Origin of the sequence: Centipeda flueggei ATCC 43531 (genome assembly GCF_000160695.1) — a bacterium.
Lineage (GTDB): Bacteria > Bacillota > Negativicutes > Selenomonadales > Selenomonadaceae > Centipeda > Centipeda flueggei.
This window is the reverse complement of sequence record NZ_GG694008.1, coordinates 285,484-307,429: the sequence shown is the minus strand read 5'-3', so window position 1 is coordinate 307,429 and position 21,946 is coordinate 285,484. Positions and strand designations below refer to the sequence as shown.

The 21,946-nt window shown below is 57.5% G+C and carries 36 protein-coding genes; 35 read left to right on the top strand and 1 reads right to left on the bottom strand.

The features are described from left to right. Window positions 1-24 precede the first annotated feature (24 nt). The gene (locus tag HMPREF0908_RS09040; protein WP_040572671.1) at window positions 25-483 is read right to left on the bottom strand and encodes a low molecular weight protein-tyrosine-phosphatase; all 459 of its coding nucleotides are present in this window, start codon (window positions 481-483) and stop codon (window positions 25-27) included. A 294-nt stretch (window positions 484-777) separates the two neighbouring features. On the opposite strand from HMPREF0908_RS09040, the gene HMPREF0908_RS09035 reads away from it, so the two are divergent. The 35 genes from HMPREF0908_RS09035 to rpsK all read left to right on the top strand — a co-directional run bounded on the left by HMPREF0908_RS09035 (window position 778) and on the right by rpsK (window position 21,946). After that, a complete protein-coding gene (locus HMPREF0908_RS09035) occupies window positions 778-2,439 on the top strand; it encodes a ShlB/FhaC/HecB family hemolysin secretion/activation protein (protein ID WP_006691188.1) in 1,662 nt (553 codons plus the stop codon). A gap of 100 nt (window positions 2,440-2,539) precedes the next feature. Continuing rightward, window positions 2,540-3,199: a tRNA (guanosine(46)-N7)-methyltransferase TrmB gene (gene trmB, locus HMPREF0908_RS09030; protein ID WP_006691187.1), complete on the top strand. Its 660-nt coding sequence runs from the start codon at window positions 2,540-2,542 to the stop codon at window positions 3,197-3,199. Then, on the top strand, window positions 3,199-4,383 hold the full coding sequence (locus tag HMPREF0908_RS09025) for an FtsW/RodA/SpoVE family cell cycle protein (protein ID WP_006691186.1): 1,185 nt from the start codon (window positions 3,199-3,201) through the stop codon (window positions 4,381-4,383). The genes trmB and HMPREF0908_RS09025 overlap by 1 nt, the downstream gene beginning before the upstream one ends. A gap of 194 nt (window positions 4,384-4,577) precedes the next feature. Then, window positions 4,578-4,829 (top strand): ribosomal L7Ae/L30e/S12e/Gadd45 family protein, encoded by a 252-nt coding sequence (locus HMPREF0908_RS09020; protein WP_006691185.1) that lies wholly within the window; start codon window positions 4,578-4,580, stop codon window positions 4,827-4,829. 106 nt (window positions 4,830-4,935) lie between these two features. Further along, a complete protein-coding gene (rpsL, locus tag HMPREF0908_RS09015) occupies window positions 4,936-5,313 on the top strand; it encodes a 30S ribosomal protein S12 (RefSeq protein WP_006691184.1) in 378 nt (125 codons plus the stop codon). 27 nt (window positions 5,314-5,340) lie between these two features. Next, window positions 5,341-5,811 (top strand): 30S ribosomal protein S7, encoded by a 471-nt coding sequence (rpsG, locus tag HMPREF0908_RS09010; RefSeq protein ID WP_006691183.1) that lies wholly within the window; start codon window positions 5,341-5,343, stop codon window positions 5,809-5,811. 189 nt (window positions 5,812-6,000) lie between these two features. Beyond that, window positions 6,001-8,079, top strand: coding sequence for an elongation factor G (fusA, locus tag HMPREF0908_RS09005; protein ID WP_009753871.1), 2,079 nt, complete (start codon window positions 6,001-6,003; stop codon window positions 8,077-8,079). Between the two features lie 15 nt (window positions 8,080-8,094). Beyond that, the gene (gene tuf / locus HMPREF0908_RS09000; protein WP_006691181.1) at window positions 8,095-9,282 is read left to right on the top strand and encodes an elongation factor Tu; all 1,188 of its coding nucleotides are present in this window, start codon (window positions 8,095-8,097) and stop codon (window positions 9,280-9,282) included. 261 nt (window positions 9,283-9,543) lie between these two features. After that, window positions 9,544-9,855: a 30S ribosomal protein S10 gene (gene rpsJ / locus HMPREF0908_RS08995; protein ID WP_006695835.1), complete on the top strand. Its 312-nt coding sequence runs from the start codon at window positions 9,544-9,546 to the stop codon at window positions 9,853-9,855. A gap of 15 nt (window positions 9,856-9,870) precedes the next feature. Next, entirely contained in the window at window positions 9,871-10,524 is a 654-nt protein-coding gene (gene rplC / locus HMPREF0908_RS08990) for a 50S ribosomal protein L3 (RefSeq protein WP_040572670.1), read from the top strand. A gap of 18 nt (window positions 10,525-10,542) precedes the next feature. Continuing rightward, window positions 10,543-11,166, top strand: a complete 624-nt coding sequence (rplD, locus tag HMPREF0908_RS08985; RefSeq protein WP_006691178.1) for a 50S ribosomal protein L4 — start codon at window positions 10,543-10,545, stop codon at window positions 11,164-11,166. Then, the gene (gene rplW, locus HMPREF0908_RS08980) at window positions 11,166-11,447 is read left to right on the top strand and encodes a 50S ribosomal protein L23 (RefSeq protein WP_006691177.1); all 282 of its coding nucleotides are present in this window, start codon (window positions 11,166-11,168) and stop codon (window positions 11,445-11,447) included. Before rplD ends, rplW begins: the two co-directional genes overlap by 1 nt. Window positions 11,448-11,467: 20 nt before the next feature. Continuing rightward, a complete protein-coding gene (gene rplB / locus HMPREF0908_RS08975; RefSeq protein WP_040572669.1) occupies window positions 11,468-12,295 on the top strand; it encodes a 50S ribosomal protein L2 in 828 nt (275 codons plus the stop codon). Between the two features lie 118 nt (window positions 12,296-12,413). Next, entirely contained in the window at window positions 12,414-12,695 is a 282-nt protein-coding gene (gene rpsS, locus HMPREF0908_RS08970; RefSeq protein ID WP_006695832.1) for a 30S ribosomal protein S19, read from the top strand. Between the two features lie 18 nt (window positions 12,696-12,713). Beyond that, a complete protein-coding gene (rplV, locus tag HMPREF0908_RS08965) occupies window positions 12,714-13,055 on the top strand; it encodes a 50S ribosomal protein L22 (protein ID WP_006691174.1) in 342 nt (113 codons plus the stop codon). A 13-nt stretch (window positions 13,056-13,068) separates the two neighbouring features. Continuing rightward, a complete protein-coding gene (rpsC, locus tag HMPREF0908_RS08960; RefSeq protein ID WP_006691173.1) occupies window positions 13,069-13,740 on the top strand; it encodes a 30S ribosomal protein S3 in 672 nt (223 codons plus the stop codon). Continuing rightward, window positions 13,740-14,177, top strand: a complete 438-nt coding sequence (rplP, locus tag HMPREF0908_RS08955) for a 50S ribosomal protein L16 (protein ID WP_006691172.1) — start codon at window positions 13,740-13,742, stop codon at window positions 14,175-14,177. The genes rpsC and rplP overlap by 1 nt, the downstream gene beginning before the upstream one ends. Continuing rightward, a complete protein-coding gene (gene rpmC, locus HMPREF0908_RS08950; RefSeq protein ID WP_006691171.1) occupies window positions 14,167-14,358 on the top strand; it encodes a 50S ribosomal protein L29 in 192 nt (63 codons plus the stop codon). Before rplP ends, rpmC begins: the two co-directional genes overlap by 11 nt. Window positions 14,359-14,408: 50 nt before the next feature. Continuing rightward, a complete protein-coding gene (gene rpsQ / locus HMPREF0908_RS08945; protein WP_006691170.1) occupies window positions 14,409-14,666 on the top strand; it encodes a 30S ribosomal protein S17 in 258 nt (85 codons plus the stop codon). A 15-nt stretch (window positions 14,667-14,681) separates the two neighbouring features. Beyond that, a complete protein-coding gene (rplN, locus tag HMPREF0908_RS08940) occupies window positions 14,682-15,050 on the top strand; it encodes a 50S ribosomal protein L14 (protein WP_006691169.1) in 369 nt (122 codons plus the stop codon). Between the two features lie 15 nt (window positions 15,051-15,065). Further along, window positions 15,066-15,392: a 50S ribosomal protein L24 gene (gene rplX / locus HMPREF0908_RS08935; RefSeq protein WP_006691168.1), complete on the top strand. Its 327-nt coding sequence runs from the start codon at window positions 15,066-15,068 to the stop codon at window positions 15,390-15,392. A gap of 27 nt (window positions 15,393-15,419) precedes the next feature. Beyond that, a complete protein-coding gene (gene rplE / locus HMPREF0908_RS08930; protein WP_006691167.1) occupies window positions 15,420-15,959 on the top strand; it encodes a 50S ribosomal protein L5 in 540 nt (179 codons plus the stop codon). 19 nt (window positions 15,960-15,978) lie between these two features. Then, a complete protein-coding gene (locus tag HMPREF0908_RS08925; protein WP_040572668.1) occupies window positions 15,979-16,164 on the top strand; it encodes a type Z 30S ribosomal protein S14 in 186 nt (61 codons plus the stop codon). Window positions 16,165-16,184: 20 nt separating this feature from the next. Beyond that, window positions 16,185-16,583, top strand: a complete 399-nt coding sequence (gene rpsH, locus HMPREF0908_RS08920; RefSeq protein ID WP_006691165.1) for a 30S ribosomal protein S8 — start codon at window positions 16,185-16,187, stop codon at window positions 16,581-16,583. Between the two features lie 22 nt (window positions 16,584-16,605). Further along, window positions 16,606-17,157 (top strand): 50S ribosomal protein L6, encoded by a 552-nt coding sequence (gene rplF / locus HMPREF0908_RS08915; protein WP_006691164.1) that lies wholly within the window; start codon window positions 16,606-16,608, stop codon window positions 17,155-17,157. 21 nt (window positions 17,158-17,178) lie between these two features. Next, the gene (gene rplR / locus HMPREF0908_RS08910) at window positions 17,179-17,538 is read left to right on the top strand and encodes a 50S ribosomal protein L18 (RefSeq protein ID WP_006691163.1); all 360 of its coding nucleotides are present in this window, start codon (window positions 17,179-17,181) and stop codon (window positions 17,536-17,538) included. A 12-nt stretch (window positions 17,539-17,550) separates the two neighbouring features. Then, the gene (gene rpsE / locus HMPREF0908_RS08905) at window positions 17,551-18,057 is read left to right on the top strand and encodes a 30S ribosomal protein S5 (RefSeq protein WP_006691162.1); all 507 of its coding nucleotides are present in this window, start codon (window positions 17,551-17,553) and stop codon (window positions 18,055-18,057) included. Between the two features lie 15 nt (window positions 18,058-18,072). Further along, window positions 18,073-18,258, top strand: coding sequence for a 50S ribosomal protein L30 (rpmD, locus tag HMPREF0908_RS08900; protein ID WP_006691161.1), 186 nt, complete (start codon window positions 18,073-18,075; stop codon window positions 18,256-18,258). Between the two features lie 19 nt (window positions 18,259-18,277). Next, on the top strand, window positions 18,278-18,721 hold the full coding sequence (gene rplO / locus HMPREF0908_RS08895; protein WP_006691160.1) for a 50S ribosomal protein L15: 444 nt from the start codon (window positions 18,278-18,280) through the stop codon (window positions 18,719-18,721). Between the two features lies 1 nt (window position 18,722). Continuing rightward, the gene (gene secY / locus HMPREF0908_RS08890) at window positions 18,723-19,979 is read left to right on the top strand and encodes a preprotein translocase subunit SecY (protein ID WP_006691159.1); all 1,257 of its coding nucleotides are present in this window, start codon (window positions 18,723-18,725) and stop codon (window positions 19,977-19,979) included. Between the two features lie 18 nt (window positions 19,980-19,997). Then, entirely contained in the window at window positions 19,998-20,645 is a 648-nt protein-coding gene (locus HMPREF0908_RS08885; protein ID WP_006691158.1) for an adenylate kinase, read from the top strand. A gap of 17 nt (window positions 20,646-20,662) precedes the next feature. Continuing rightward, complete coding sequence (gene infA / locus HMPREF0908_RS08880) at window positions 20,663-20,881, top strand: translation initiation factor IF-1 (protein WP_006307539.1); 219 nt, start codon at window positions 20,663-20,665, stop codon at window positions 20,879-20,881. Between the two features lie 160 nt (window positions 20,882-21,041). Continuing rightward, a complete protein-coding gene (gene rpmJ / locus HMPREF0908_RS08875) occupies window positions 21,042-21,155 on the top strand; it encodes a 50S ribosomal protein L36 (protein ID WP_006307538.1) in 114 nt (37 codons plus the stop codon). Between the two features lie 14 nt (window positions 21,156-21,169). After that, complete coding sequence (rpsM, locus tag HMPREF0908_RS08870) at window positions 21,170-21,538, top strand: 30S ribosomal protein S13 (RefSeq protein ID WP_006691157.1); 369 nt, start codon at window positions 21,170-21,172, stop codon at window positions 21,536-21,538. Between the two features lie 15 nt (window positions 21,539-21,553). Further along, window positions 21,554-21,946, top strand: coding sequence for a 30S ribosomal protein S11 (gene rpsK, locus HMPREF0908_RS08865; protein WP_006307536.1), 393 nt, complete (start codon window positions 21,554-21,556; stop codon window positions 21,944-21,946).

The following is a 21,946-nucleotide window of genomic DNA, read 5'->3' as shown; positions in this document are numbered from 1 at the left end:
CGTCGATGGGGCGCTCTGTTGTATTTATTTCCTTTTCGTCAGCACCTGCAGGAGTGCGCGGCATCCTGCCTCCACATCGCGGTAGGTAGCGTTGAAGTCGCCCGTGTACCACGGGTCGGCGACATCGCGTGTCGTGCCCATATACGAGAGCAGTTTATGTACTTTGCCGTTCGGATCGCCGCCTGTGAGTCGAGAGAGATCGCGCATATTCTCCTCGTCCATGCCGATGATCATATTGCAGGCATCGTAGTCGGCATGGGTCATGAGCGCTGCGTGCCGTGTTTCGTACGGGATGCCGTGTGCGTCCAAAACGGCGCGTGTGCCCTGGTGGGTGTCACTGCCGATCTCATCGGTATGGAGTGCCTTGGATGTGATGCTGATGCTGTCCGTCAGTCCCGCCTCGCGAACGAGGTGCTTCATGACGAACTCTGCCATCGGTGAGCGGCAGATATTGCCGTGGCAGACGAATAGGATGCGGTTCATTGTACTCCTCCTTTTCAGAAATTGCCGGCAGAATGAGGCCGTCAGATCGGCGCAGATACTTCGTTCGAACGAAACAGAAAAGGTAATTGCGAGGATGATATGGAATGTATCCGTGCTTCCTTAAGTGTAACGAAAAAGGGGGAGAATCGCAACATGGATGCTGTCAAAACATTGAAATGTATTTATGAAAATGTTAGAATACAAATGGATTTGTATGCATGTGCAGGGACGCATGGGATAAGAGGAATATTCGTCTGCATCATTTAGGAGTTGAATTGGATCGTGCATAACAAGATGAGTCATCGGAACCAAAAGGCTGGGCGCATCGGTGCGGCCGCACTGCTGTGCGGCGCTGCCATCTGTACGGGAACGGCAGGGCATGCCGCCCCGTCGCTCGAACGCCCGGAGGCGGACATTGCGGGGCAGCTAGCGATGCCGGAGATTGGGGTGGAGGATCAGACACCGACGTATCAGCAGGATAACTATGATGCAACGTTCACCGTGGAGAACTTCATCCTGGAGGCACCCGATCTGAATCTCGACAAGGAGCCGCTTGTCGAGCTCCTGCAGGAGGGGATGGGGGACAGAAAGACGATTGCCGACCTGCGCCGTACGGTGGATGCGCTGACGACATACTGCCGTACGCATGGCTATCCTGCCGCTGCCGCATATCTCCCGCCGCAGGACAGCCCCGATGGGATGGTCGTTCTGCGCATCATCCCGGGACGCTACGATGAGATTTCGATTGACAACAACAGCCGACTCAAAACGCCTGTGGCACAGCGCATTATTGCAGGACTGAAGGCGGACGACATCATTACGACCGATAAGCTCGAGACGGCGCTTTACTCGGTGTCGGATGCGACAGGGGCGCGTGCCGTCGGTGTGCTCAGTCCCGGCAGGACATTCGGCACGAGCAAGCTGACGGTGCGTATCGAGGACTCGAAGGAGTCCAATACGATTTTCTACGTGGAGAACTATGGCAGCCCAAGCACGGGGCGCTATCGCTACGGGCTGCAGGAGACGCTCTACGATCCGTCGGGGACAGGGGACAAAGTGAGTGTCGGCGGGCTGATCTCGAACGGGAGCCTGCGGAATTTCTATGCAAACTATGAGACTGTGGTGGGGCGCGGCGGCTCAACGCTCGGCATTGGTGCTTCGCGCATGAACTATAAGGTCAAAAACTCATTGGCCCCCCTCGGTGCAGAGGGAGAGTCGCTGACGGTGACGCTGTTCGGGCGGGTGCCGATCTTCCATCAGACGGACCGCAGCCTCGCGCTGCGCTACGGTTATAACTACCGCGACCTGAATGATGATATTACGGCCTTCAATCTCAAGGGGCGCAAGCATACGAACAGCATCTATGCTGGATTGGTCGGAATGCAGCGCTCGCCTGGGTTTGCCCTTGATTACAGTGCCAATGTGACGTTCGGCTGGCTGGATTTTGACTCCTATTACAGTGCAGTTCTCGGGGCAGTCAACCACATCAATGAGGGGACATACGCGAAGCTTGAGGCAGAGGCGACAGCGGTGCAGAATCTCGGGCATGCGACGGATTTCCTCGCAAAGGTCTCGGGGCAGAAGGCAAGCTGCAACCTTGACAACTCGGAGGAGTTCTATCTCGGCGGCCCGAACGGCGTGCGTGCCTATGCGCAGGGGGAAGGCTCGGGCGACGAGGGAGTGCTCGGTACGGCAGAGCTTCGCTGGCATACGCCTGTGCGAGGGCTGACGCTCAGCACGTTCTACGATGCCGGAACAGTTCGCGTGAATAAGACAGCTGTCGGCAGTCATAACAGGGTGACGCTGCATGGCTGGGGGGTTGGTGCCGCGTACAGTGAGCCGGGCGACTGGTTTGCGCGCCTCGATTATGCACGGCGGCTTGGGACGGATGCGTCAGTGGCTCCGCAGAACAATGCGCGCGGACGCGTGTGGTTCCAGCTGGGCAAAATTTGGTAAGGATGTGCTGATCCATGCGCTGGGCCAAATCGGTGCAGCGTTTATCGTACGTCCATAAGTCATTTTTGGATGGAACGCATGGGGATGGACGGATCGACCGATGAGACTTAGGCGAAAGCCGTGGATTGACGCGGCAATTTTGGACTATGCAGATTTTGTGACGCCGCTTGGCGGGGATTGGCAGCGTTTTGCAGGCGCGTGGGCTGAAACGTTTGGACGCAGGGCACCGCTTCACATCGAGATCGGTGTGGGAAAGGGCGACTTCATTACGGAGTTGGCATCGCGCCATCCCGATGTGAACTATGTCGGACTCGAGGCGCAGCAGGGCGTGCTCTACTTTGCGGCACGCAAGGCCGCGGAGCGGAAGCTGAAGAATATCCGCCTGCTGGTTTTTGATGCGGCGCATCTGACGGAGCTTTTTGCACCGCAAGAGGCAGATCGTATCTATTTGAATTTTTCCGACCCATGGCCGAAAAAACGTCATGCCAAACGCCGCCTGACGAGTGAGGTGTTTCTCACACGCTATCGTACGGTGCTCGCGGAAGGCGGTGAGATCCGCTTTAAGACGGATAATATGGGGCTGTTTGCCTACTCGCTTGAAATGATGGAGCGCGAAGGGTGGCGTCTGACGGATGTGACTCATGATCTCCATGCACTGGGGGAAGCGGATAACATCATGACGGAGTATGAGCGAAAGTTCAGCGCGCGCGGCGCAAAGATCGGACGCCTCGTTGCACATCGTCCCGCCGGGGATATGTAATGCGTACGCGCTATACGCTCTTTAAGAGTGAGACAGAGCCGATCGTCATCATCATGGTGATTCTGCTCGTGACGGGGACAATCAATGTCTTCAGCTCGAGTTATGTCCTTGCGGCGATGGATTATGAGAATCCGTATTATTTCCTGCAGCGGCATCTTCAATGGCTTGTGATCGGCGGATTGTCCTGTTGGATCTGCCGGCGGATCAATTATCAGCGGCTGCGCGGACTGATGTTCATCGGGCTTGCCGTTACGCTTTTTCTCCTCGTTGCCGTGCTCTTTGTCGGGACGACGGTCAACGGTGCACAGCGGTGGATTGCCCTTGGTCCGTTCAGCTTCCAGCCGGCGGAGTTCGCAAAGCTGATGGGCGTGCTCCTGGGAGCGTTCTCGATTTCGTCTGTGCTCAGTAAAGAACGCTTCCGCATGGAGCGGGACTGGCCGCGCGTTGTCATTCCGTTCGGTGCGATTTTTCTCATGGCGTTCCTCGTCTATCGTGAGCCGGATTTCGGCACGGCGTGTATCGTTTTCGGCGTGCCGCTTCTGATGGCACTTGTACTGCTCGTTCCGCCAAGCCGCTGGGTGTTGATTCTGCTGCCTGTGGGATTGGCAGCCCTTGCCATCGGCACGCTGCAGCCCTATCGCATGAAGCGCATGGAGGTGTGGTTCGATCCGTGGTCGGATGCACGAAATGCAGGCTATCAGATGGTGCAGTCCCTCTCGACGATCGGTTCAGGCGGCGTCTTCGGCATGGGGTTCGGTGACGGCGTGAGCAAGTACGAGTATTTGCCCGAGGCACATACAGACTTTGCCTTTGCGATCTTCAGCCAGGAGCATGGATTCTTCGGTGTGGCACTGATCTTCTTCCTGTTCGCCGTTATGCTGATCGCGTGTATCCGCGTGTCGATACGGGCAAAGGATACATTTGGACAGGTGCTGGCTCTCGGCATTGTGTTTCTTGTCCTCGGGCAGGCACTTGCCAATCTCGCGATGGTCGCGGGGCTCCTTCCCGTGGTCGGTGTACCGCTTCCGTTCATCAGCTACGGAGGGTCGTCGCTGATCGTGACAATGGCGGGGATGGGGATGCTGCTCGGCATTGCCGACCGCAGTCTTGATCCGCCGCAGGGACAGAAAAAAAAGAAGGAACCGCCCGAAGTGCGGCGGCGTAAAATGCATGTGGTGCGATGAGAGGATACGCCGCGCAAAGATCAGGAGAGATGGGGACAGAGCCCATCTCTTTTTGTATAAGTACGCATATATTTTTGTTTTTCGGGACAGAAAGATACGCTAGGAGAAGTGTAAATGTAAAACTTTGTAAAATATGCGTTGACAAGGGTTTTTGTGGATGATATTATGTGAAAGTCCCTTTTTGGAGGTGGACTATGTCTCTGGAAAAACTGCGCACGGCACGCTGTATTGCCGGTGTTCATCAGGTGTGCAAAGCCGTAAAGAGCGGCACGGCGGAGACGGTGTTCATTGCAGCGGACGCGGATCACCGCGTACTCGGCGCACTGCTGGCGGCGTGTGCGGAGGCGGGACTTGAGCCGAACCGTACGGCGACACGGGCAGAGTTGGGTGAATATGCCCGCCTTGACGTGAGTGCCGCAGCGGTGGCGATTTTGCGGAAGCACTGATACATTCAACGCGTTCATCGCATCAGCGATTCCATACGGTAAAAACGCAGGCACTGCGTTTTCATACAAAAAGAATTGGAATGACGACAAAGGAAGGAGGTGCAGTATGCCAACGATCAATCAGCTCATTCGCAAGAGCCGGAAGAGCCTTGAGGAGAAATCGAAAGCACCAGCACTGAAGAACAGCCCGCAGAAGCGCGGCGTCTGCACGCGTGTCTACACGTCCACGCCGAAGAAGCCGAACTCTGCTCTTAGAAAGGTTGCTCGTGTTCGCCTGACGAACAGCATCGAGGTGACCGCATATATCCCGGGCATTGGGCACAATCTGCAGGAGCACAGCGTCGTCCTCATTCGCGGCGGCCGTGTGAAGGATCTGCCGGGTGTCCGCTATCATATCATTCGCGGCTCGCTCGATACCGCCGGTGTGCAGGATCGCGCACAGGCGCGTTCAAAGTACGGCGCGAAGCGCGCGAAGAAGAAGTAAGGCAGTATATCGTTAGGAGGTTGGGCTATGCCACGTAAGGGCCCTGTGCCGAAGCGGGATGTTCTGCCGGATCCGGTATATCATTCCAAGACGGTGACAAAATTCATCAACAAGGTTATGCTCTCGGGCAAGAAGAGCGTTGCACAGCGCGTCGTTTATGATGCGTTCGAGACGATTCGCGAGAAGACGGGGCAGGATCCGCTCGAGGTGTTCGAGACGGCACTGCGCAATGTCATGCCCGTGCTCGAGGTCAAGGCACGCCGCGTCGGCGGTGCCAACTATCAGGTTCCGGTCGAGGTTCGTGCGGACCGCCGCATGACGCTCGGCATCCGCTGGCTTGTCGGTTATGCGCGTCTGCGCGGCGAGAAGACGATGGATGCACGCCTCTCGGCAGAGCTGATGGACGCTGCGAACAATACGGGAGCGGCAATCAAGAAGAAGGAAGATACGCACAAGATGGCGGAGGCCAACAAGGCATTCGCACATTATCGCTGGTAAGAATCGCTGATGCGAAGCTTGTCAGATTGGCATAGATTTTTCGTCCTATCAAGGAGACAAACCGGACGCAGAATGCGCTCTGTGGAGGATTTGTCGACGATGAGAGGGCGGAAAAGATTCGCCAAGATGATGGTGCCGGATTTATCAGAGGTTACGTAATATCAGCAGTGTAAGGAGCGATAGGAAACAGTGGCAAGAGAATATTCCCTTGAAAAAACGCGGAATATCGGCATCATGGCGCACATCGATGCCGGCAAGACGACGACCACCGAGCGCATTCTCTTCTACACGGGCGTAACGCACAAGATCGGCGAGGTTCATGAGGGCGCTGCCACCATGGACTGGATGGTTCAGGAACAGGAACGCGGCATTACGATTACGTCGGCGGCGACGACCTGCCACTGGAAAGACCATCGCATCAATATCATTGATACGCCGGGTCACGTTGACTTTACGGTCGAGGTAGAGCGCTCGCTGCGCGTGCTGGACGGCACGGTCGCCGTGCTGACCGCCCGCGGCGGCGTTGAGCCGCAGACGGAGACGGTCTGGCGCCAGGCGGAGCGCTACAATGTTCCGCGTATGGCGTATGTCAACAAGATGGACATTACGGGCGCGGATTTCTTCAACGTCATGAAGATGATGCGCGAGCGCCTCAATGCGAACCCGGTGGCGATTCAGCTGCCGATCGGCGCAGAGGATGAGTTCAAGGGCATCATCGACCTCGTGAAGATGGATGCCATCGTCTACGAGGACGATCTCGGCAAGGTGACCGATGAGGTCGAGATTCCCGCCGAGTACAAGGAGCAGGCAGCAGAGTACCGCGACAAGCTCCTTGAGGCATGCGCTGAGACGGACGATGAGCTGATGGAGAAGTACCTCGGCGGCGAGGAGCTGACCGAGGACGAGATCCGCGGTGCCATCCGCAAGGCGACCATCGCCTGTGAGATGACGCCGGTGACGTGCGGCACGTCGTACCGCAACAAGGGGGTTCAGCCCCTGCTCGATGCGATCGTCGACTACATGCCCGCACCGACGGATATCCCGCCGATCGCGGGCGTGAACCCCGACACAGGCGAAGAGGATCACCGTCCGGCATCGGACAGCGCACCGTTCTCGGCACTCGCGTTTAAGATCATGACAGATCCGTTCGTCGGAAAGCTCGCGTTCTTCCGCGTTTACTCCGGCACACTGAACTCCGGCTCGTATGTCTACAATGCGACGAAGGACAGCAAGGAGCGCATCGGCCGTATTCTCCAGATGCATGCGAACAACCGCAAGGAGATCGATATCGTCTACAGCGGCGATATCGCAGCGGCGGTCGGCCTGAAGAACACGACGACGGGCGATACGCTCTGCGACGAGAACAACCCGATTATCCTCGAGTCGATGGAGTTCCCGGATCCCGTTATCTCCGTTGCGGTGGAACCTGCGACGAAGAACGATCAGGAGAAGATGGGCATCGCGCTCCAGAAGCTCGCCGAGGAGGATCCGACGTTCCGCGTTCATACGGATGCGGAGACGGGACAGGTCATCATCTCGGGTATGGGTGAGCTGCATCTGCAGATCATCGTCGACCGTATGCTCCGTGAGTTCAAGGTCGACTGCAAGGTCGGCGAGCCGCAGGTCGCATACCGCGAGACGATCCGCAAACAGGTCAAGGCGGAAGGCAAGTTCGTCCGTCAGTCCGGCGGTCATGGTCAGTACGGACACTGCTGGCTCGAGCTCATTCCGCAGGAAGCGGGTGAGGGCTTCAGCTTCGAGAACAAGGTCGTCGGCGGCGTGATTCCGAAGGAATTCATCAACCCAATCGAGGCTGGTGTCCGCCAGGCGATGGAGAGCGGCGTGGTCGCCGGCTATCCGATGGTCGACATCAAGGTCATCGTCTACGACGGTTCGTTCCACGAGGTTGACTCCTCCGAGGCGGCGTTCAAGGTCGCCGGCTCGATGGCATTCAAGGCGGGTGCGGAGAAGGCAAACCCCGTTCTCCTCGAGCCGTACGTTAAGGTTGAGGTCACAGTGCCTGAGGAGTACATGGGCGACGTGATCGGCGATCTGAACTCGCGCCGCGGACGCATCGACGGCATGGAGCCGCGCAACGGCGTACAGGTCATCAATGCATACGTTCCGCTCTCGGAGATGTTCGGCTACTCGACGGATCTCCGTTCCAAGACCCAGGGCCGCGGGAACTACTCGATGGAGGTTTCCTTCTACGACGAAGTTCCTAAGAATATAGCTGACGCTGTTGTCGCCAAGAACAAAGGCGAATAAGGAGGCAATTTTAGAATGGCAAAGGAAAAGTTTAACCGCAGCAAGCCCCATGTCAACATCGGCACGATCGGTCACGTTGACCACGGCAAGACGACGCTGACGGCGGCGATCACGAAGGTTCTCTCCGAGAAGGGCTATGCGAAGTTCGAGGACTATGCGGACATCGACAAGGCACCGGAGGAGCGTGAGCGCGGCATTACGATCAACACGGCACACGTGGAGTACGAGACGGACAAGCGTCACTATGCACACGTGGACTGCCCGGGCCATGCGGACTATGTTAAGAACATGATCACGGGTGCTGCACAGATGGACGGCGCGATCCTCGTTGTTTCCGCAGCAGACGGCCCGATGCCCCAGACGCGTGAGCACATCCTGCTCGCCCGCCAGGTCGGCGTTCCCGCTATCGTTGTCTTCCTCAACAAGGTCGACCAGGTCGACGATCCCGAGCTCCTCGAGCTCGTCGAGATGGAAGTCCGCGAGCTCCTCTCGAGCTATGACTTCCCTGGCGATGAGATTCCTGTGATCGCAGGCTCTGCGCTGAAGGCACTCGAAGGCGATGAGGCAATGAAGGCAAAGATCATGGAGCTCATGGATGCTGTTGACGACTACATCCCGACGCCGACGCGCGACACGGACAAGCCGTTCCTCATGCCGGTTGAGGATGTCTTCACGATCACGGGCCGCGGCACAGTCGCGACGGGGCGTGTGGAGCGCGGCGAGCTGAAGCTGAACGATACGGTTGAGATCGTCGGCCTTCAGGATCAGGCACGCAGCACGGTTGTTACGGGCATCGAGATGTTCCGCAAGCTGCTCGACAGTGCGGTTGCCGGTGACAACATCGGTGCACTGCTCCGCGGTGTGGACCGTAAGGACATCGAGCGCGGCCAGGTTCTCGCAAAGCCGGGTTCCATCAATCCGCACACGAAGTTCAAGGCGCAGGTCTACGTCCTGACGAAGGAAGAGGGCGGCCGTCATACGCCGTTCTTCACGAACTATCGTCCGCAGTTCTACTTCCGTACGACGGACGTGACGGGTGTTGTCCGTCTCCCTGAGGGCACGGAGATGGTCATGCCCGGCGATAACGTCGAGATGGAAGTCGAGCTCATCACCCCGATCGCGATCGAGCAGGGGCTCCGCTTCGCTATCCGCGAGGGCGGCCATACGGTCGGCGCGGGTCGTGTTACGGCGATTGAGGGCTAATAAAATAGCTGATTGATATTCCCAAAGAGGAGGAGCGGCGCTCGCGTCGCTCCTTTTCGAGGGAAATGACGGTGCGATGGAATATGACCGGAATTTCCCCGTAGGGAGTATAATATAAACTTCTTTTCATCTTTTGGAATCATACGACAAACGACGTACTCCATGCGATGACATGGCAGATGGCTATGCCCCGGCGGGGCAGAGGGAACTGCTATGGAGAAATGTTTGGGGCGGGACCCCGGACGAAGGAGGAAAACTACTTTGGCGAAACAGCAGAAAATCAGAATTCGTTTGAAGGCCTATGACCACAAGGCTCTTGACCAGAGCGCGGCGAAGATCGTCGACACGGCAAAGAAGACGGGTGCTATGGTCTCCGGGCCTATTCCACTTCCAACGGAGAAGAATGTCTACACAATTCTCCGTTCTCCGCATGTCAACAAGGACTCGCGTGAGCAGTTCGAGATGCGCACGCACAAGCGCCTCATCGACATTCTGCAGCCGACGAACAAGACGGTCGATTCACTCATGCGTCTTGACCTGCCGGCCGGCGTTGACATCGAGATTAAGCTCTAATAGGAGGTGGATGCCTTGGCTAAGGCTATTTTAGGAAGAAAACTGGGCATGACTCAGATCTTCACAGAGGAAGGCCGCGTCGTCCCCGTGACGGTCGTGGAGTCCGGCAACAACTTCGTGCTCCGCAGCAAGACGGTGGAGTCGGACGGCTACAACGCTGTGCAGATCGGGTTTGGCGACATCAAGGAGAAGAACGTCACGAAGCCGCTCAAGGGTCAGTTTGAGAAGGCGGGCGTGAAGGCAGTGCGCTTCATTCGTGAAATGCGCCTCTCGGCTCCTTCGGAATATAATGTAGGCGATACGATCGGCGTCGACATCTTCGCAGCAGGCGATCTCGTCGATGTGGTCGGCACGTCGAAGGGCAAAGGCTTCGCGGGCGGCATCAAGCGCCACAACTTTGCACGCGGCCCCATGGGCCACGGTTCGAAGTCGCACCGCGAGCCGGGCTCGACGGGTGCAATGATCTCCGGTCCCGGCGGACGTGTCCTCAAGGGCAAGAAGCTCCCGGGCCGTATGGGCGGCGAACGCGTCACCGTGCAGCGTCTGACGGTGGTCCGTGTGGACGCCGACCGCAACCTCATTCTCATCAAGGGCGCGATTCCGGGCCCGAAGAAGGGATTCGTTGTGATTAAAGATACCGTAAAGCCTGCAAAGGCAGCGAAAGAATAAGGAAGGAGGAATCGCAGCATGGCGAATGTAGCAGTATATGATATGTCGCACAACCAGGTTGGCGAGATCAGCCTCAGCGACGAGTTCTTCAATGTCGAAATGAATGCCGGACTCCTTCATCAGGCGGTTGTCCTCCAGCTCGCATCGCAGCGCCTCGGCACCCATGCCACAAAGACGCGCGGTCTCGTGCGCGGCGGCGGACGCAAGCCATGGCGCCAGAAGGGCACGGGCCGTGCCCGCGCAGGTTCGACGCGCAGCCCGCTGTGGGTCGGCGGCGGCACGGTCTTTGGACCGCACCCGAGGAAGTATGGCTTTACGATGCCGCGCAAGCAGCGCCGTCTGGCCTTGAAGTGTGCGCTCTCGGACAAGGTCCGCACGGGCGATTTCATCGTCCTCGATCAGCTTGACTTTGGTGCACCGAAGACGAAGGCAGCGGTCAAGCTCCTGAGCGATTTCGGCGTGAATGCAAAGAGCCTCTTCATCACGGCGGACGAAGCGGTGAACGTAGAGCGCTCGACGAGCAATATTCCGGGTGTGAAAGCCATCACAGCAAGTGGAATCAATGTCTTTGACATTCTCCATCACGACAAGCTCTTCATTACGAAGGATGCCATCACCCGTATCGAGGAGGTATTCGCATAATGGAAGCACGTGATATTCTCGTTCGCCCGCTGATCACGGAGCGGACAACGCAGCTCATGGCTGAAGGCAAATACGTCTTCGTCGTTGCGAAGGCTGCCAATAAAATTGAGATTGCCAAGGCGGTCTCGGAGATTTTCAAGGTGAAGGTCGCAAAGGTCAACACGGTCAACGTCATCGGCAAGAAGAAGCGCATGGGACGTACCGAGGGCAAGCGCCCCGACTACAAGAAGGCCATCGTGAAACTCGCTCCGGGTGAGACCATCGAGTTCTTTGAAGGCTGAGACGAAAGGAAGGTATGAACGTGGCAGTAAAGAGTTTTAAGCCGTATTCTGCCGGCAGACGCTTCATGACGGTCTCTTCCTTCGATGAGATCACGACGGACAAGCCGGAGAAGTCCCTGACTGTCCGCCTCACGAAGACGGGCGGCCGCAACCAGCAGGGGAAGCTGACCGTACGCCATCGCGGCGGCGGACACAAGCGTCTCTACCGCATCATTGATTTCAAGCGCATGAAGGACGGGATCCCCGCCCGTGTGGCGACGATCGAGTACGATCCGAACCGCAGTGCACGCATCGCGCTGCTGAACTACGCAGACGGCGAGAAGCGCTACATCCTCGCGCCGAACGGCCTGAAGGTCGGCGATGTGGTGGAGTCGGGTGCCGAGGCGGACATCAAGCCGGGCAACGCACTCCCGCTGAAGAACATCCCGCTCGGTACGGTCATTCATGCCGTTGAGCTGAAGATCGGCAAAGGCGCACAGCTCGTCCGCAGTGCGGGCACGTCGGCACAGCTCATGGCGAAGGAAGGCGACTACGCACTCCTGCGCATGCCGTCCGGTGAGATTCGCCGCGTGCACGTCAACTGCCGTGCGACGATCGGTGAGGTCGGCAACCTCGAGCATGAGAACATCACCATCGGAAAGGCAGGCCGCAGCCGCTGGCTCGGACGCCGTCCGGAGACACGCGGTATCGCGATGAACCCGAACGACCATCCGCACGGCGGCGGCGAGGGCCGTTCGCCGGTTGGACGCAAGAGCCCGATGACGAAGTGGGGCAAGATTGCGATGGGCAAGAAGACGCGCCGTAAGAAGAAGGCGTCGAACCGTCTCATTGTGCATCGTAGGAAGTAATCGGCTCTGTGGATAGCCCCCTTTGGGGGGCGTCCCTCTGAATCGGTAACTTAAACACCGCAACTTGCAGATAGAACCTCGTCGGATTGATTACAGTCCGACGAAAGGAGGAAAAACTTTGTCAAGATCGATTAAGAAAGGGCCTTTCGTCGCAGAGAGCCTGATGAAGAAGATCGAGGCGCTCAACGAAAAGAACGAGAAGAAGGTTGTGCGCACATGGTCGCGCAGCTCCACGATCTTCCCGGATTTCGTCGGGCACACGATCGCTGTCCATGACGGACGCAAGCACGTTCCTGTCTACGTGACGGAGGACATGGTCGGACATAAACTCGGCGAATTTGCGCCGACACGTACATTCAAGGGTCACGCAGGCGAAGAGCGCAAGACCTCGCTGCGCTGATAGAGAGGAGGACGATTCGTGGCACAGGAAGTAAAGGCTACCGCCAAATACATCCGTATCGCACCGCGCAAGGTTCGCATTGTGATGAACCTCGTGCGCGGCAAGAGCGTTGCTGACGCTCTTGCCATCCTGAAGTTCACGCCGAAGGTCGGCGCGGACGCCGTGGAGAAGGTACTCCGCTCTGCTGTGGCAAACGCGGAGAACAACTTCGACATGGATGTGGACCGACTGTTCATTTCCTCAGCTTTCGTTGACCAGGGGCCGACCTTGAAGCGTATTCATCCGCGTTCGCGCGGACAGGCGTTCAAGATTTTGAAGCACACGTCCCACATCACGGTTGCCGTAAACGAAAAGGAATAGGGAGGGAAACAGTTTGGGTCAGAAAGTAAATCCCCATGGCATTCGCCTTGGCATCGTCAAGGACTGGGATGCCCGCTGGTACGCAGACAAAAACTTCGCGCAGAATCTGCATGAGGACATCAAAATTCGCGACTACCTCAAGAAGAGCCTCCAGACCGCAGGTGTTCCCCGCGTGGAGACGGAGCGCAGCAAGAATCGCCTGAAGCTCACGATCCATACGGCAAAGCCGGGCATGGTCATCGGGCGCGGCGGCTCGGGCATCGAGCAGATCAAAGAGGGGCTCAAGAACCTCACGGATAAGCGCGTTGACATCAATATTGCAGAGATCAAGCAGCCGGATCTCGACGCGACGCTTGTCGCCGAGAACATTGCGGCACAGCTTGAGCGCCGCATTGCCTTCCGCCGTGCGATGAAGCAGGCAGTCGGACGCACGATGCGCCTCGGCGCGAAGGGCATCAAGATCGCCGTCAGCGGCCGTCTCGGCGGTGCGGAAATCGCCCGCCGCGAGTCCTATCGCGAGGGGAGTATTCCTCTGCACACGCTGCGTGCAGACATTGACTACGGCACGGCCGAGGCGCACACGACCTACGGCCGTATCGGAATCAAGGTCTGGATCTTCAAGGGGGAAGTTCTCCCTGACAAGAAGAATCAGCCGAAAAACGGTAAGGAAAGGAGCGAGGCGTAATGTTACTCCCAAAGCGCGTAAAGTACCGCAAGCAGTTTCGCGGACGCATGAAGGGCAAGGCACAGCGCGGCAACACGGTCAGCCATGGTCAGTACGGCCTCGTTGCTCTGGAGCCGGCATGGATTACAAATCGCCAGATCGAGGCTGCCCGTATCGCGATGACGCGTTACATCAAGCGCGGCGGAAAGGTCTGGATCAAGATTTTCCCGGATAAGCCCGTTACAGCGAAGCCGGCAGAGACCCGCATGGGATCCGGCAAGGGCTCTCCCGAGTACTGGGTTGCCGTCGTCAAGCCGGGCCGCGTCCTCTTCGAGATGGACGGCGTGTCGCGCGACGTTGCAGCAGAGGCCATGCGCCTCGCAGGACACAAACTCCCGATTAAGACGAAGTTCGTCGTACGTGAAGAAGTAGAGGGCGGTGAAGTGAATGAAGGTTGATGAGATCCGCGGCATGAGTGCCGATGAGCTCACGGAAAAACTCGCGTCGCTCAAGGAAGAGCTCTTTGGCCTCCGTTTTCAGCACGCCACCGGACAGCTCGACAACCCGATGCGTATCAAGGACGTAAAGAAGACGATTGCCCGCATCAAGACCATTCAGCGCGAGCAGGCAAACGCCTAAGATCAGTTACGGACATTCTATTGATACGCAGGAAGGAGGCTCATACACACATGAGCGATAGAAACGTACGCAAAGTGAGAGTCGGCAAGGTCGTGTCCGACAAGATGGACAAGACCGTTGTCGTGGCTGTCGAGGAGCTCGAACAGCACAAGATGTATAAGAAGCCGGTCAAGAAGACGGTGAAGTTCCACGCGCATGACGAGAAGAACGACGCACACATCGGTGACCGCGTATCCATCATGGAAACGCGCCCGCTCTCGAAGACGAAGCGCTGGCGCGTGGTTGAGATCGTCGAGCGCGCGAAGTAAGGAGGAAACAGATCAATGATACAGCAGGAAACAATCCTGAATGTCGGCGATAACACAGGAGCGAAGGAAATCCTCTGCATTCGCGTACTGGGCGGATCATACCGTAAATATGCCAACATCGGCGATGTTATCGTCGCCTCCGTCAAGGCGGCATCGCCGGGCGGTACGGTGAAGAAGGGCGATGTTGTCAAGGCTGTCGTCGTCCGCAGCGTCAAGGGGCTCCGCCGCCCGGACGGCTCCTATATCCGCTTCGACGAGAATGCGGCTGTTCTCATCAAGGACGACCACACGCCGCGCGGGACACGTATTTTTGGACCGGTCGCACGTGAGCTGCGCGAGAAGGACTTCATGAAGATTGTCTCGCTCGCGCCCGAAGTTCTTTAAGGAGGAGGTGTTATTTTGTCGCTGGCAAAACTGAACGTCAAGAAGGGCGATACGGTCGTCGTTCTTTCCGGTAAGGATAAGGGCAAGCAGGGCAAGGTCATCGCGGCTCAGCCGAAAAAGGGCAAGGTCATCGTGGAGGGCGTGAACAAGGTAAAACGTCACACAAAGCCAAGCCAGAGCGCACCGCAGGGCGGTATCATCACGAAGGAAGCACCGCTCTTCGCATCGAAGGTGCAGCTCGTGTGCCCCGCGTGCGGCAAGGCAACGCGCGTTGCACACCGCATTGTCGGTGAGCGCAAGGTGCGTGCCTGCAAGAAGTGCGGCGAGCCCATCGAACAGTAATTTTCGAGGAAAGGAGGAATACGCAAAGTGGATAGACTCAAAGAGAAGTATCAGAAGGAAGTTGCGCCGGCACTGACGGAAAAGTTCGGCTACAAGAACGTTATGCAGCTCCCGAAAGTGGAGAAGATCATCATCAACATGGGCGTCGGCGAAGCCGTCGGAAATCCGAAGGCACTTGACGCCGCCGTGACGGATCTCACCGCCATCGCGGGACAGAAGCCCCAGCTCACGCGTGCGAAGAAGTCGCTGGCTGCGTGGAAGCTTCGTGAGGGTATGCCGATTGGCTGCAAGGTCACGCTGCGCGGTACGCGCATGTATCAGTTCCTCGATAAATTCATGAACGTCGCACTTCCGCGTGTCCGCGATTTCCGCGGCGTCAGCGAGAAGGCTTTCGACGGGCGCGGCAACTACGCCGTGGGTCTGCGCGAGCAGCTTATTTTCCCCGAGATTGACTACGATAAGATCGACAAGATCCGCGGCATGAACATCGTCATCGTTACGAGTGCGCATACGGACGAAGAGGCAAAGGAGCTCCTCCGTCTCATGGGTATGCCGTTCCGCGCATGACGGGCAAGGAGGAACAACTGTGGCAAAGAAGTCAATGATCGAGAAGTGGAGCAAAGAGCCGAAGTTCTCGACACGCAAGTACAACCGCTGCAAGATCTGCGGACGTCCGCATGGCTACATCCGCAAGTTTGAAATGTGCCGTATCTGCTTCCGTGAGCAGAGTTACAAGGGCGCCATCCCTGGCGTAACGAAGGCAAGCTGGTAATTTAAGGAGGATATCGATTCATGGCAATGACTGATCCTATTGCAGATATGCTGACCCGCATCCGCAACGCGAACTCGGTCTACCACGAGAGTGTCGCGATCCCGGGCTCAAAGGTCAAGACGGCAATCGCCGAAGTCTTGAAAAAGGAAGGCTTCATCGAGGATTACACCTTCCAGGAGGACGGCAAGCAGGGCGTCCTCACCGTCACGCTGAAGTATGGAGCAAAGCGTGAGCATGTCATTTCCGGTCTGAAGCGTGTCTCCAAGCCCGGACTTCGTCAGTACGCCAAGCACGATGCGCTTCCGCGCGTCTACGGCGGTCTCGGCATCTCCGTGATCTCCACATCGAAGGGGATCATGAGCGACAAGGATGCCCGCAGAGCCGGACTCGGCGGCGAAGTCCTCGCATTCGTATGGTAACGCACAGACAGGAGGTGTAACAATGTCACGAATTGGAAGAGCACCGATTCACATTCCGTCCGGTGTTACCGTCACGGTCGGTGCGGAAAATCTCGTGAAAGTCAAGGGCCCGAAGGGCGAGCTTTCGCGGGTGATCCATCCGGATATGAAAATAACCGTCGAGGACGGCGTCGTAACCGTCGCCCGTCCTTCGGACGATAAAATGCACAGGTCGCTTCATGGCCTTTCCCGCGCACTCATCCACAACATGGTGGTCGGCGTCTCGGAAGGCTTCACCAAGACCCTTGAAATCAGCGGCGTCGGCTATCGTGCGGCAAAGCAGGGCAAGAATCTGAACCTCTCGCTCGGTTTCTCGCACCCCGTCATCGTCGAGCCGCCCGAGGGCATCACGTTCGAGTGCCCCTCAGCGACGGTGATCACGGTCTCCGGCATCAGCAAGGAAGCCGTCGGTCAGGTCGCTGCTGAGATCCGCGCGCATCGTGAGCCGGAGCCGTACAAGGGCAAGGGCATCAAGTACGCCGGAGAGCACATCCGCCGCAAGGAAGGCAAAGCCGGCGCGAAGGGCAAGAAATAAGAAGGAGAGGAGTGACACACTGTGCTTATCAAGCAGGATAAGAATCAGGCGCGCCAAAAGCGCCATCTGCGCGTGCGCAACCACATTGCAGGGACGGCAGAACGTCCGCGCCTCAATGTATTTCGCAGCCTAAAGAACATCTACGCACAGATCATCGATGATGAAAAGGGCGTGACGCTCGTCTCCGCGAGCTCAAAAGAAAAGGGCTTCTCCCAGTACGGCGGCAACGTTGAGGCCGCAAAGGCCATCGGTGCCGCTGTTGCGAAGAAGGCGCTCGAGAAGGGCATCACCGAGGTCGTCTTTGACCGCGGCGGCTACATCTACCATGGCCGCGTCGCTGCTCTCGCAGAGGCAGCACGCGAAGCCGGACTGAAATTCTAAAGGAGGGAAAGCATGGCTAGACATAACGAAAACGAGACACCGGAGTTCGAGGAGCGTGTCGTATTCATCAACCGCGTATCGAAGGTTGTCAAGGGCGGCCGACGCTCCTCCTTCAGCGCACTTGTTGTTGTCGGCAACAAGAAGGGCAAAGTCGGTGTCGGACTTGGCAAGGCTGCCGAGGTGCCCGAAGCGATCCGCAAGGGCGTTGAGGATGCCAAGAAGAGCCTCATTGAGGTGCCGCTGCGCGAAGAGCGTACGGTTCCGCATGAGATTACGGGCATCTTCGGTGCCGGCCGCGTCCTCCTGAAGCCTGCCACAAAAGGTACCGGCGTCATTGCCGGCGGCCCTGTGCGTGCTGTTTTGGAACTTGCGGGCGTACGCGATATTCTCACGAAGTCGCTTGGCTCGTCGAACCCGAACAACATGGTTCGTGCCACGATGGAAGGACTTCTCGGGCTGAAGAGCCCTGCAGAGGTCGCAGCGCTTCGCGGCAAGTCCGTTCATGAGATTTTTGGCTGATAAGGAGGAACGAACATGGCAAAAGTCAGAGTTACCCTGACGCGCAGCTTGATCGGTCGTCCTGAGACGCAGCGCAAAACGGTAAAATCGCTCGGACTGCGCAAGCGCAATTCCGTGACTGAGCTTCCCGACACCCCGGCCGTGCGTGGACAACTTCACAAAGTCTCCCACCTCATCACGGTGGAAGAGATAAGAGACTGAAGAGGGGAGGCAAGAATCTATGAAACTGCATGAATTACAGCCCGCTGGAGGATCGCGCGCCGTACGCAAGCGCGTTGGACGCGGCATCGGCTCCGGCATGGGCAAGACGTCCTGCCGCGGCATGAAAGGGCAGAAGTCCCGTTCCGGCGGCGGTGTCCGCAGCGGCTTTGAGGGCGGCCAGATGCCTCTCTATCGCCGTCTGCCGAAGCGCGGCTTTAAGAATGTCTGGGCAAAGACGTTTGCCGAGGTGAACGTCGGCAGCCTGAACTGCTTTGAGGAGGGCGCAACGGTGGATCCCGTGGCGCTCATCGAGGCGGGGATTCTGAAGAACGTCCGTGACGGTGTACGTATTCTCGGCGGCGGTGAACTGACGGTCAAGAACCTCACCGTGCGTGCACAGGGCTTTACCCAGTCCGCCGCGGAGAAAATTGCAGCAGCGGGCGGCAAAGTAGAGGTGGTCTGAGGTGCTCAGTGCCCTTGGCAACATCTTTCAGATTCCCGAGCTGCGGCAGAAGATTGTATTCACCCTCATCATGTTCGCCGTGTTCCGCATGGGGACGCACATTCCCGTGCCGGGGGTTGACCCGACGGCGATCGAGCAGCTCTTTTCGCAGGGAACCCTGTTCGGCCTGCTCGATCTCTTTTCGGGCGGTGCGTTCAGCAAGTTCTCCGTCTTTGCGATGAGCATTACGCCCTACATCAACGCGGCCATCATCATTCAGCTCCTGAATGTCGTTGTACCGACGCTCGAGCAGTGGTCGAAGGAAGGCGCGGAGGGGCACAAGAAGACGACAAAGGTCACACGGTATCTGACGGTAGTGCTCGCTTTCTTTCAGGCGATCGGCATGTCGATCGGCCTCAAGACCGCGATTCTCAACCCGAACCCCGTGAACATCCTCATCATTGCCATCACATTGACGGCAGGGACGGTGTTCCTCATGTGGCTCGGGGAACAAATTACAGCGAACGGTGTCGGCAACGGCATCTCGCTCATCATCTTCGCGGGTATCGTTGCGGCTCTGCCGAAGAACATCGGCACAATCCTCGCCTATGTCAAGGCAGGCACGATCAGCTACTTCAGCGTGTTTGCATTTGGCGTGATTGCATTGGCGATGATCGTCTTCGTCATTCACATTGAGACCGGTTTCCGCCGTATCCCGATCACGTATGCCAAGCGCGTTGTCGGCGGGCGTACGGCGATGGGGCATTCGAGCCACATTCCGTTCAAGGTGAATCAGGCGGGCGTTATCCCGATCATCTTCGCCTCGTCGGTGCTCATGTTCCCGATTACTGTGGCGCAGTTTGTCGATATCCCGTGGGTCAAGACAGCAGCGTCCTATCTCGAGTGGGGCAAACCCCTCCAGACGACGCTCTACGTCCTCATGATTATCTTCTTTACCTATTTCTACACATCGGTCACGGTGAAGATTCAGGACATGGCAGATAACCTCAAAAAATACGGCGGCTTTGTTCCTGGACTTCGCCCCGGTCAGGTGACGGCGGATTACCTCGACTATGTGCTGACGCGCATCACACTTGCGGGGGCGTTCTTCCTCGCGTTCATTGCGGTTTTGCCGAATTTGATCGCGGAGGCGACGCACATCCAGGGCGTGTACTTTGGCGGTACGGCACTCCTCATCGTCGTGGGCGTTGCCCTTCAGACGATGAAGCAGATTGAGTCGATGATCGTTATGCGCCATTACGAAGGCTTTATGAAATAACGTGCAGAGGAGATATCTATGCAGATCATTTTGATGGGTCCCCCGGGTGCCGGCAAGGGCACACAGGCGGTGAACCTTGTAAAACGCTACAATGTTCTTCACATCTCCACGGGCGATATGTTTCGTGAAGCCGTGAAAGAGGGAACTCCCCTCGGCAAAGAGGCAAAGTCCTACATGGATGCCGGGAAGCTTGTTCCCGACTCCGTCACCGTCGGCATTGTCCGCGAGCGGCTCAGCAAGCCGGACTGCAAGGAGAAGGGGTTCATCCTCGATGGATTCCCGCGCACCGTTGAGCAGGCGGATGCACTCGCAGAGATTTTGAAGGACAACGGGATGGCACTCACGGCTGTTCTCAACATCAGCGTTCCCGCCGCCGACCTGATCGAGCGCGCTGTCGGACGCCGCATCTGCAAGAGCTGCGGACATTCCTACCATGTGAAGTTCAACCCAACGAAGGTCCCGGGAGTCTGCGACGACTGCGGCGGCGAGACATATCAGCGTGCCGACGACAGCGAGGAGACGATGAAGAACCGTCTTTCCGTCTATGAGTCCTCGACGCGTCCGCTGATCGACTACTACAAGAAGGCGGGCGTCTACAAGGAGATCGACGGCAGACAGGAGATCGCAAAGGTTGAGGCAGATCTTGCCGCTGTCCTTGATGCGTAAAGGAGCGAAAGGGAAGTATGTCAAAGCAGGATGTCATCGAGGTAGAGGGAAGAGTCGTTGAGAAGCTTCCCAATGCGATGTTCCAGGTCGAACTTGAGAATGGACATGTTGTCCTGGCTCATGTTTCCGGAAAAATACGCATGAACTTCATCCGTATCCTCCCGGGCGACAAAGTGACCATCGAGCTCACCCCGTACGATCTGACCCGTGGACGCATCACCTATCGCTTTAAGTAATACAAAGGAAGCACCGATTATAGGGCGTTCGGCTGATCAAGCAGGAAAAACTGGTCATGACACAGTTTTTATGCTAAAATAGATAAGATCGACGTTTTCGGGTGTGCGGCACAGCCGCCGATGCCCGGCGCACGTAGGGAGACGGAAGGAGGCAAGCGCAGTGAAGGTAAGACCGTCTGTCAAGAAGATTTGTGAGAAATGCAAGATCATTAAGCGCAAAGGCCGTGTCATGGTCATTTGCGAGAATCCGAAGCATAAACAAAGACAAGGATAAAAGGAGGTGCACTTATGGCACGTATTGCCGGTGTAGATTTGCCCCGTGACAAGAGAATTGAAATTGCGCTGACGTATATCTTCGGCATTGGTCTCACGACCGCGAAGAAGCTGCTCGCAGCTGCAAACGTGAACCCCGATACGCGTACGCGCGACCTCACGGAGGATGAAGTCGTCAGACTTCGTGATGCCATCGACAAGAACGCCGTGGTGGAGGGCGACCTTCGCCGCGAAATTCAGATGAACATCAAGCGTCTCGTTGATATCGGCTGCTACCGTGGCCGCCGCCACCGTCTCGGCCTGCCTGTCCGCGGACAGAACACGAAGAACAATGCGCGCACGCGCAAGGGTCCGAAGAAGGCCGTCGCAGGCAAGAAAAAGTAAAGGAGGCTCGTAGAGGTGGCTGTTAAGAAAACAACACGTTCCAAGAAAAAAGTTCGCAAGAACATAGAGTCGGGCGTTGCACACATCAGCTCGACGTTCAATAATACGATCGTCACGCTCACCGACAAGAGCGGCAATGCCCTCTCGTGGGCGAGTGCGGGCGGTCTCGGCTTCCGCGGCTCGCGCAAGAGCACGCCGTTCGCTGCACAGATGGCAGCGGAGACAGCGGCAAAGGCTGCGATGGAGCATGGACTCAAGTCCGTCGAGGTCTATGTCAAGGGGCCGGGTGCCGGCCGTGAGGCTGCCATCCGCTCGCTGCAGGCAACGGGCCTCGAAGTCAACATGATTAAAGACGTGACGCCCATCCCGCACAACGGGTGCCGTCCGCCGAAGCGTCGCCGCGTCTAA

Coding starts and splice junctions, on each gene's coding strand:
- rpsL (WP_006691184.1), top strand. CDS start 4,936: ATGCCAACGATCAATCAGCTCATTCGCAAGAGCCGGAAGAGCCTTGAG.
- rplO (WP_006691160.1), top strand. CDS start 18,278: ATGAAACTGCATGAATTACAGCCCGCTGGAGGATCGCGCGCCGTACGC.
- trmB (WP_006691187.1), top strand. CDS start 2,540: ATGAGACTTAGGCGAAAGCCGTGGATTGACGCGGCAATTTTGGACTAT.
- HMPREF0908_RS09020 (WP_006691185.1), top strand. CDS start 4,578: ATGTCTCTGGAAAAACTGCGCACGGCACGCTGTATTGCCGGTGTTCAT.
- HMPREF0908_RS09035 (WP_006691188.1), top strand. CDS start 778: ATGAGTCATCGGAACCAAAAGGCTGGGCGCATCGGTGCGGCCGCACTG.
- HMPREF0908_RS09040 (WP_040572671.1), bottom strand. CDS start 483: ATGAACCGCATCCTATTCGTCTGCCACGGCAATATCTGCCGCTCACCG.
- rplW (WP_006691177.1), top strand. CDS start 11,166: ATGGAAGCACGTGATATTCTCGTTCGCCCGCTGATCACGGAGCGGACA.
- rplF (WP_006691164.1), top strand. CDS start 16,606: ATGTCACGAATTGGAAGAGCACCGATTCACATTCCGTCCGGTGTTACC.
- rpsQ (WP_006691170.1), top strand. CDS start 14,409: ATGAGCGATAGAAACGTACGCAAAGTGAGAGTCGGCAAGGTCGTGTCC.
- rpsE (WP_006691162.1), top strand. CDS start 17,551: ATGGCTAGACATAACGAAAACGAGACACCGGAGTTCGAGGAGCGTGTC.
- HMPREF0908_RS09025 (WP_006691186.1), top strand. CDS start 3,199: ATGCGTACGCGCTATACGCTCTTTAAGAGTGAGACAGAGCCGATCGTC.
- rpmC (WP_006691171.1), top strand. CDS start 14,167: ATGAAGGTTGATGAGATCCGCGGCATGAGTGCCGATGAGCTCACGGAA.
- rplD (WP_006691178.1), top strand. CDS start 10,543: ATGGCGAATGTAGCAGTATATGATATGTCGCACAACCAGGTTGGCGAG.
- rpsM (WP_006691157.1), top strand. CDS start 21,170: ATGGCACGTATTGCCGGTGTAGATTTGCCCCGTGACAAGAGAATTGAA.
- rplP (WP_006691172.1), top strand. CDS start 13,740: ATGTTACTCCCAAAGCGCGTAAAGTACCGCAAGCAGTTTCGCGGACGC.
- rplN (WP_006691169.1), top strand. CDS start 14,682: ATGATACAGCAGGAAACAATCCTGAATGTCGGCGATAACACAGGAGCG.
- rpsG (WP_006691183.1), top strand. CDS start 5,341: ATGCCACGTAAGGGCCCTGTGCCGAAGCGGGATGTTCTGCCGGATCCG.
- rpsH (WP_006691165.1), top strand. CDS start 16,185: ATGGCAATGACTGATCCTATTGCAGATATGCTGACCCGCATCCGCAAC.
- rpmD (WP_006691161.1), top strand. CDS start 18,073: ATGGCAAAAGTCAGAGTTACCCTGACGCGCAGCTTGATCGGTCGTCCT.
- tuf (WP_006691181.1), top strand. CDS start 8,095: ATGGCAAAGGAAAAGTTTAACCGCAGCAAGCCCCATGTCAACATCGGC.
- infA (WP_006307539.1), top strand. CDS start 20,663: ATGTCAAAGCAGGATGTCATCGAGGTAGAGGGAAGAGTCGTTGAGAAG.
- HMPREF0908_RS08885 (WP_006691158.1), top strand. CDS start 19,998: ATGCAGATCATTTTGATGGGTCCCCCGGGTGCCGGCAAGGGCACACAG.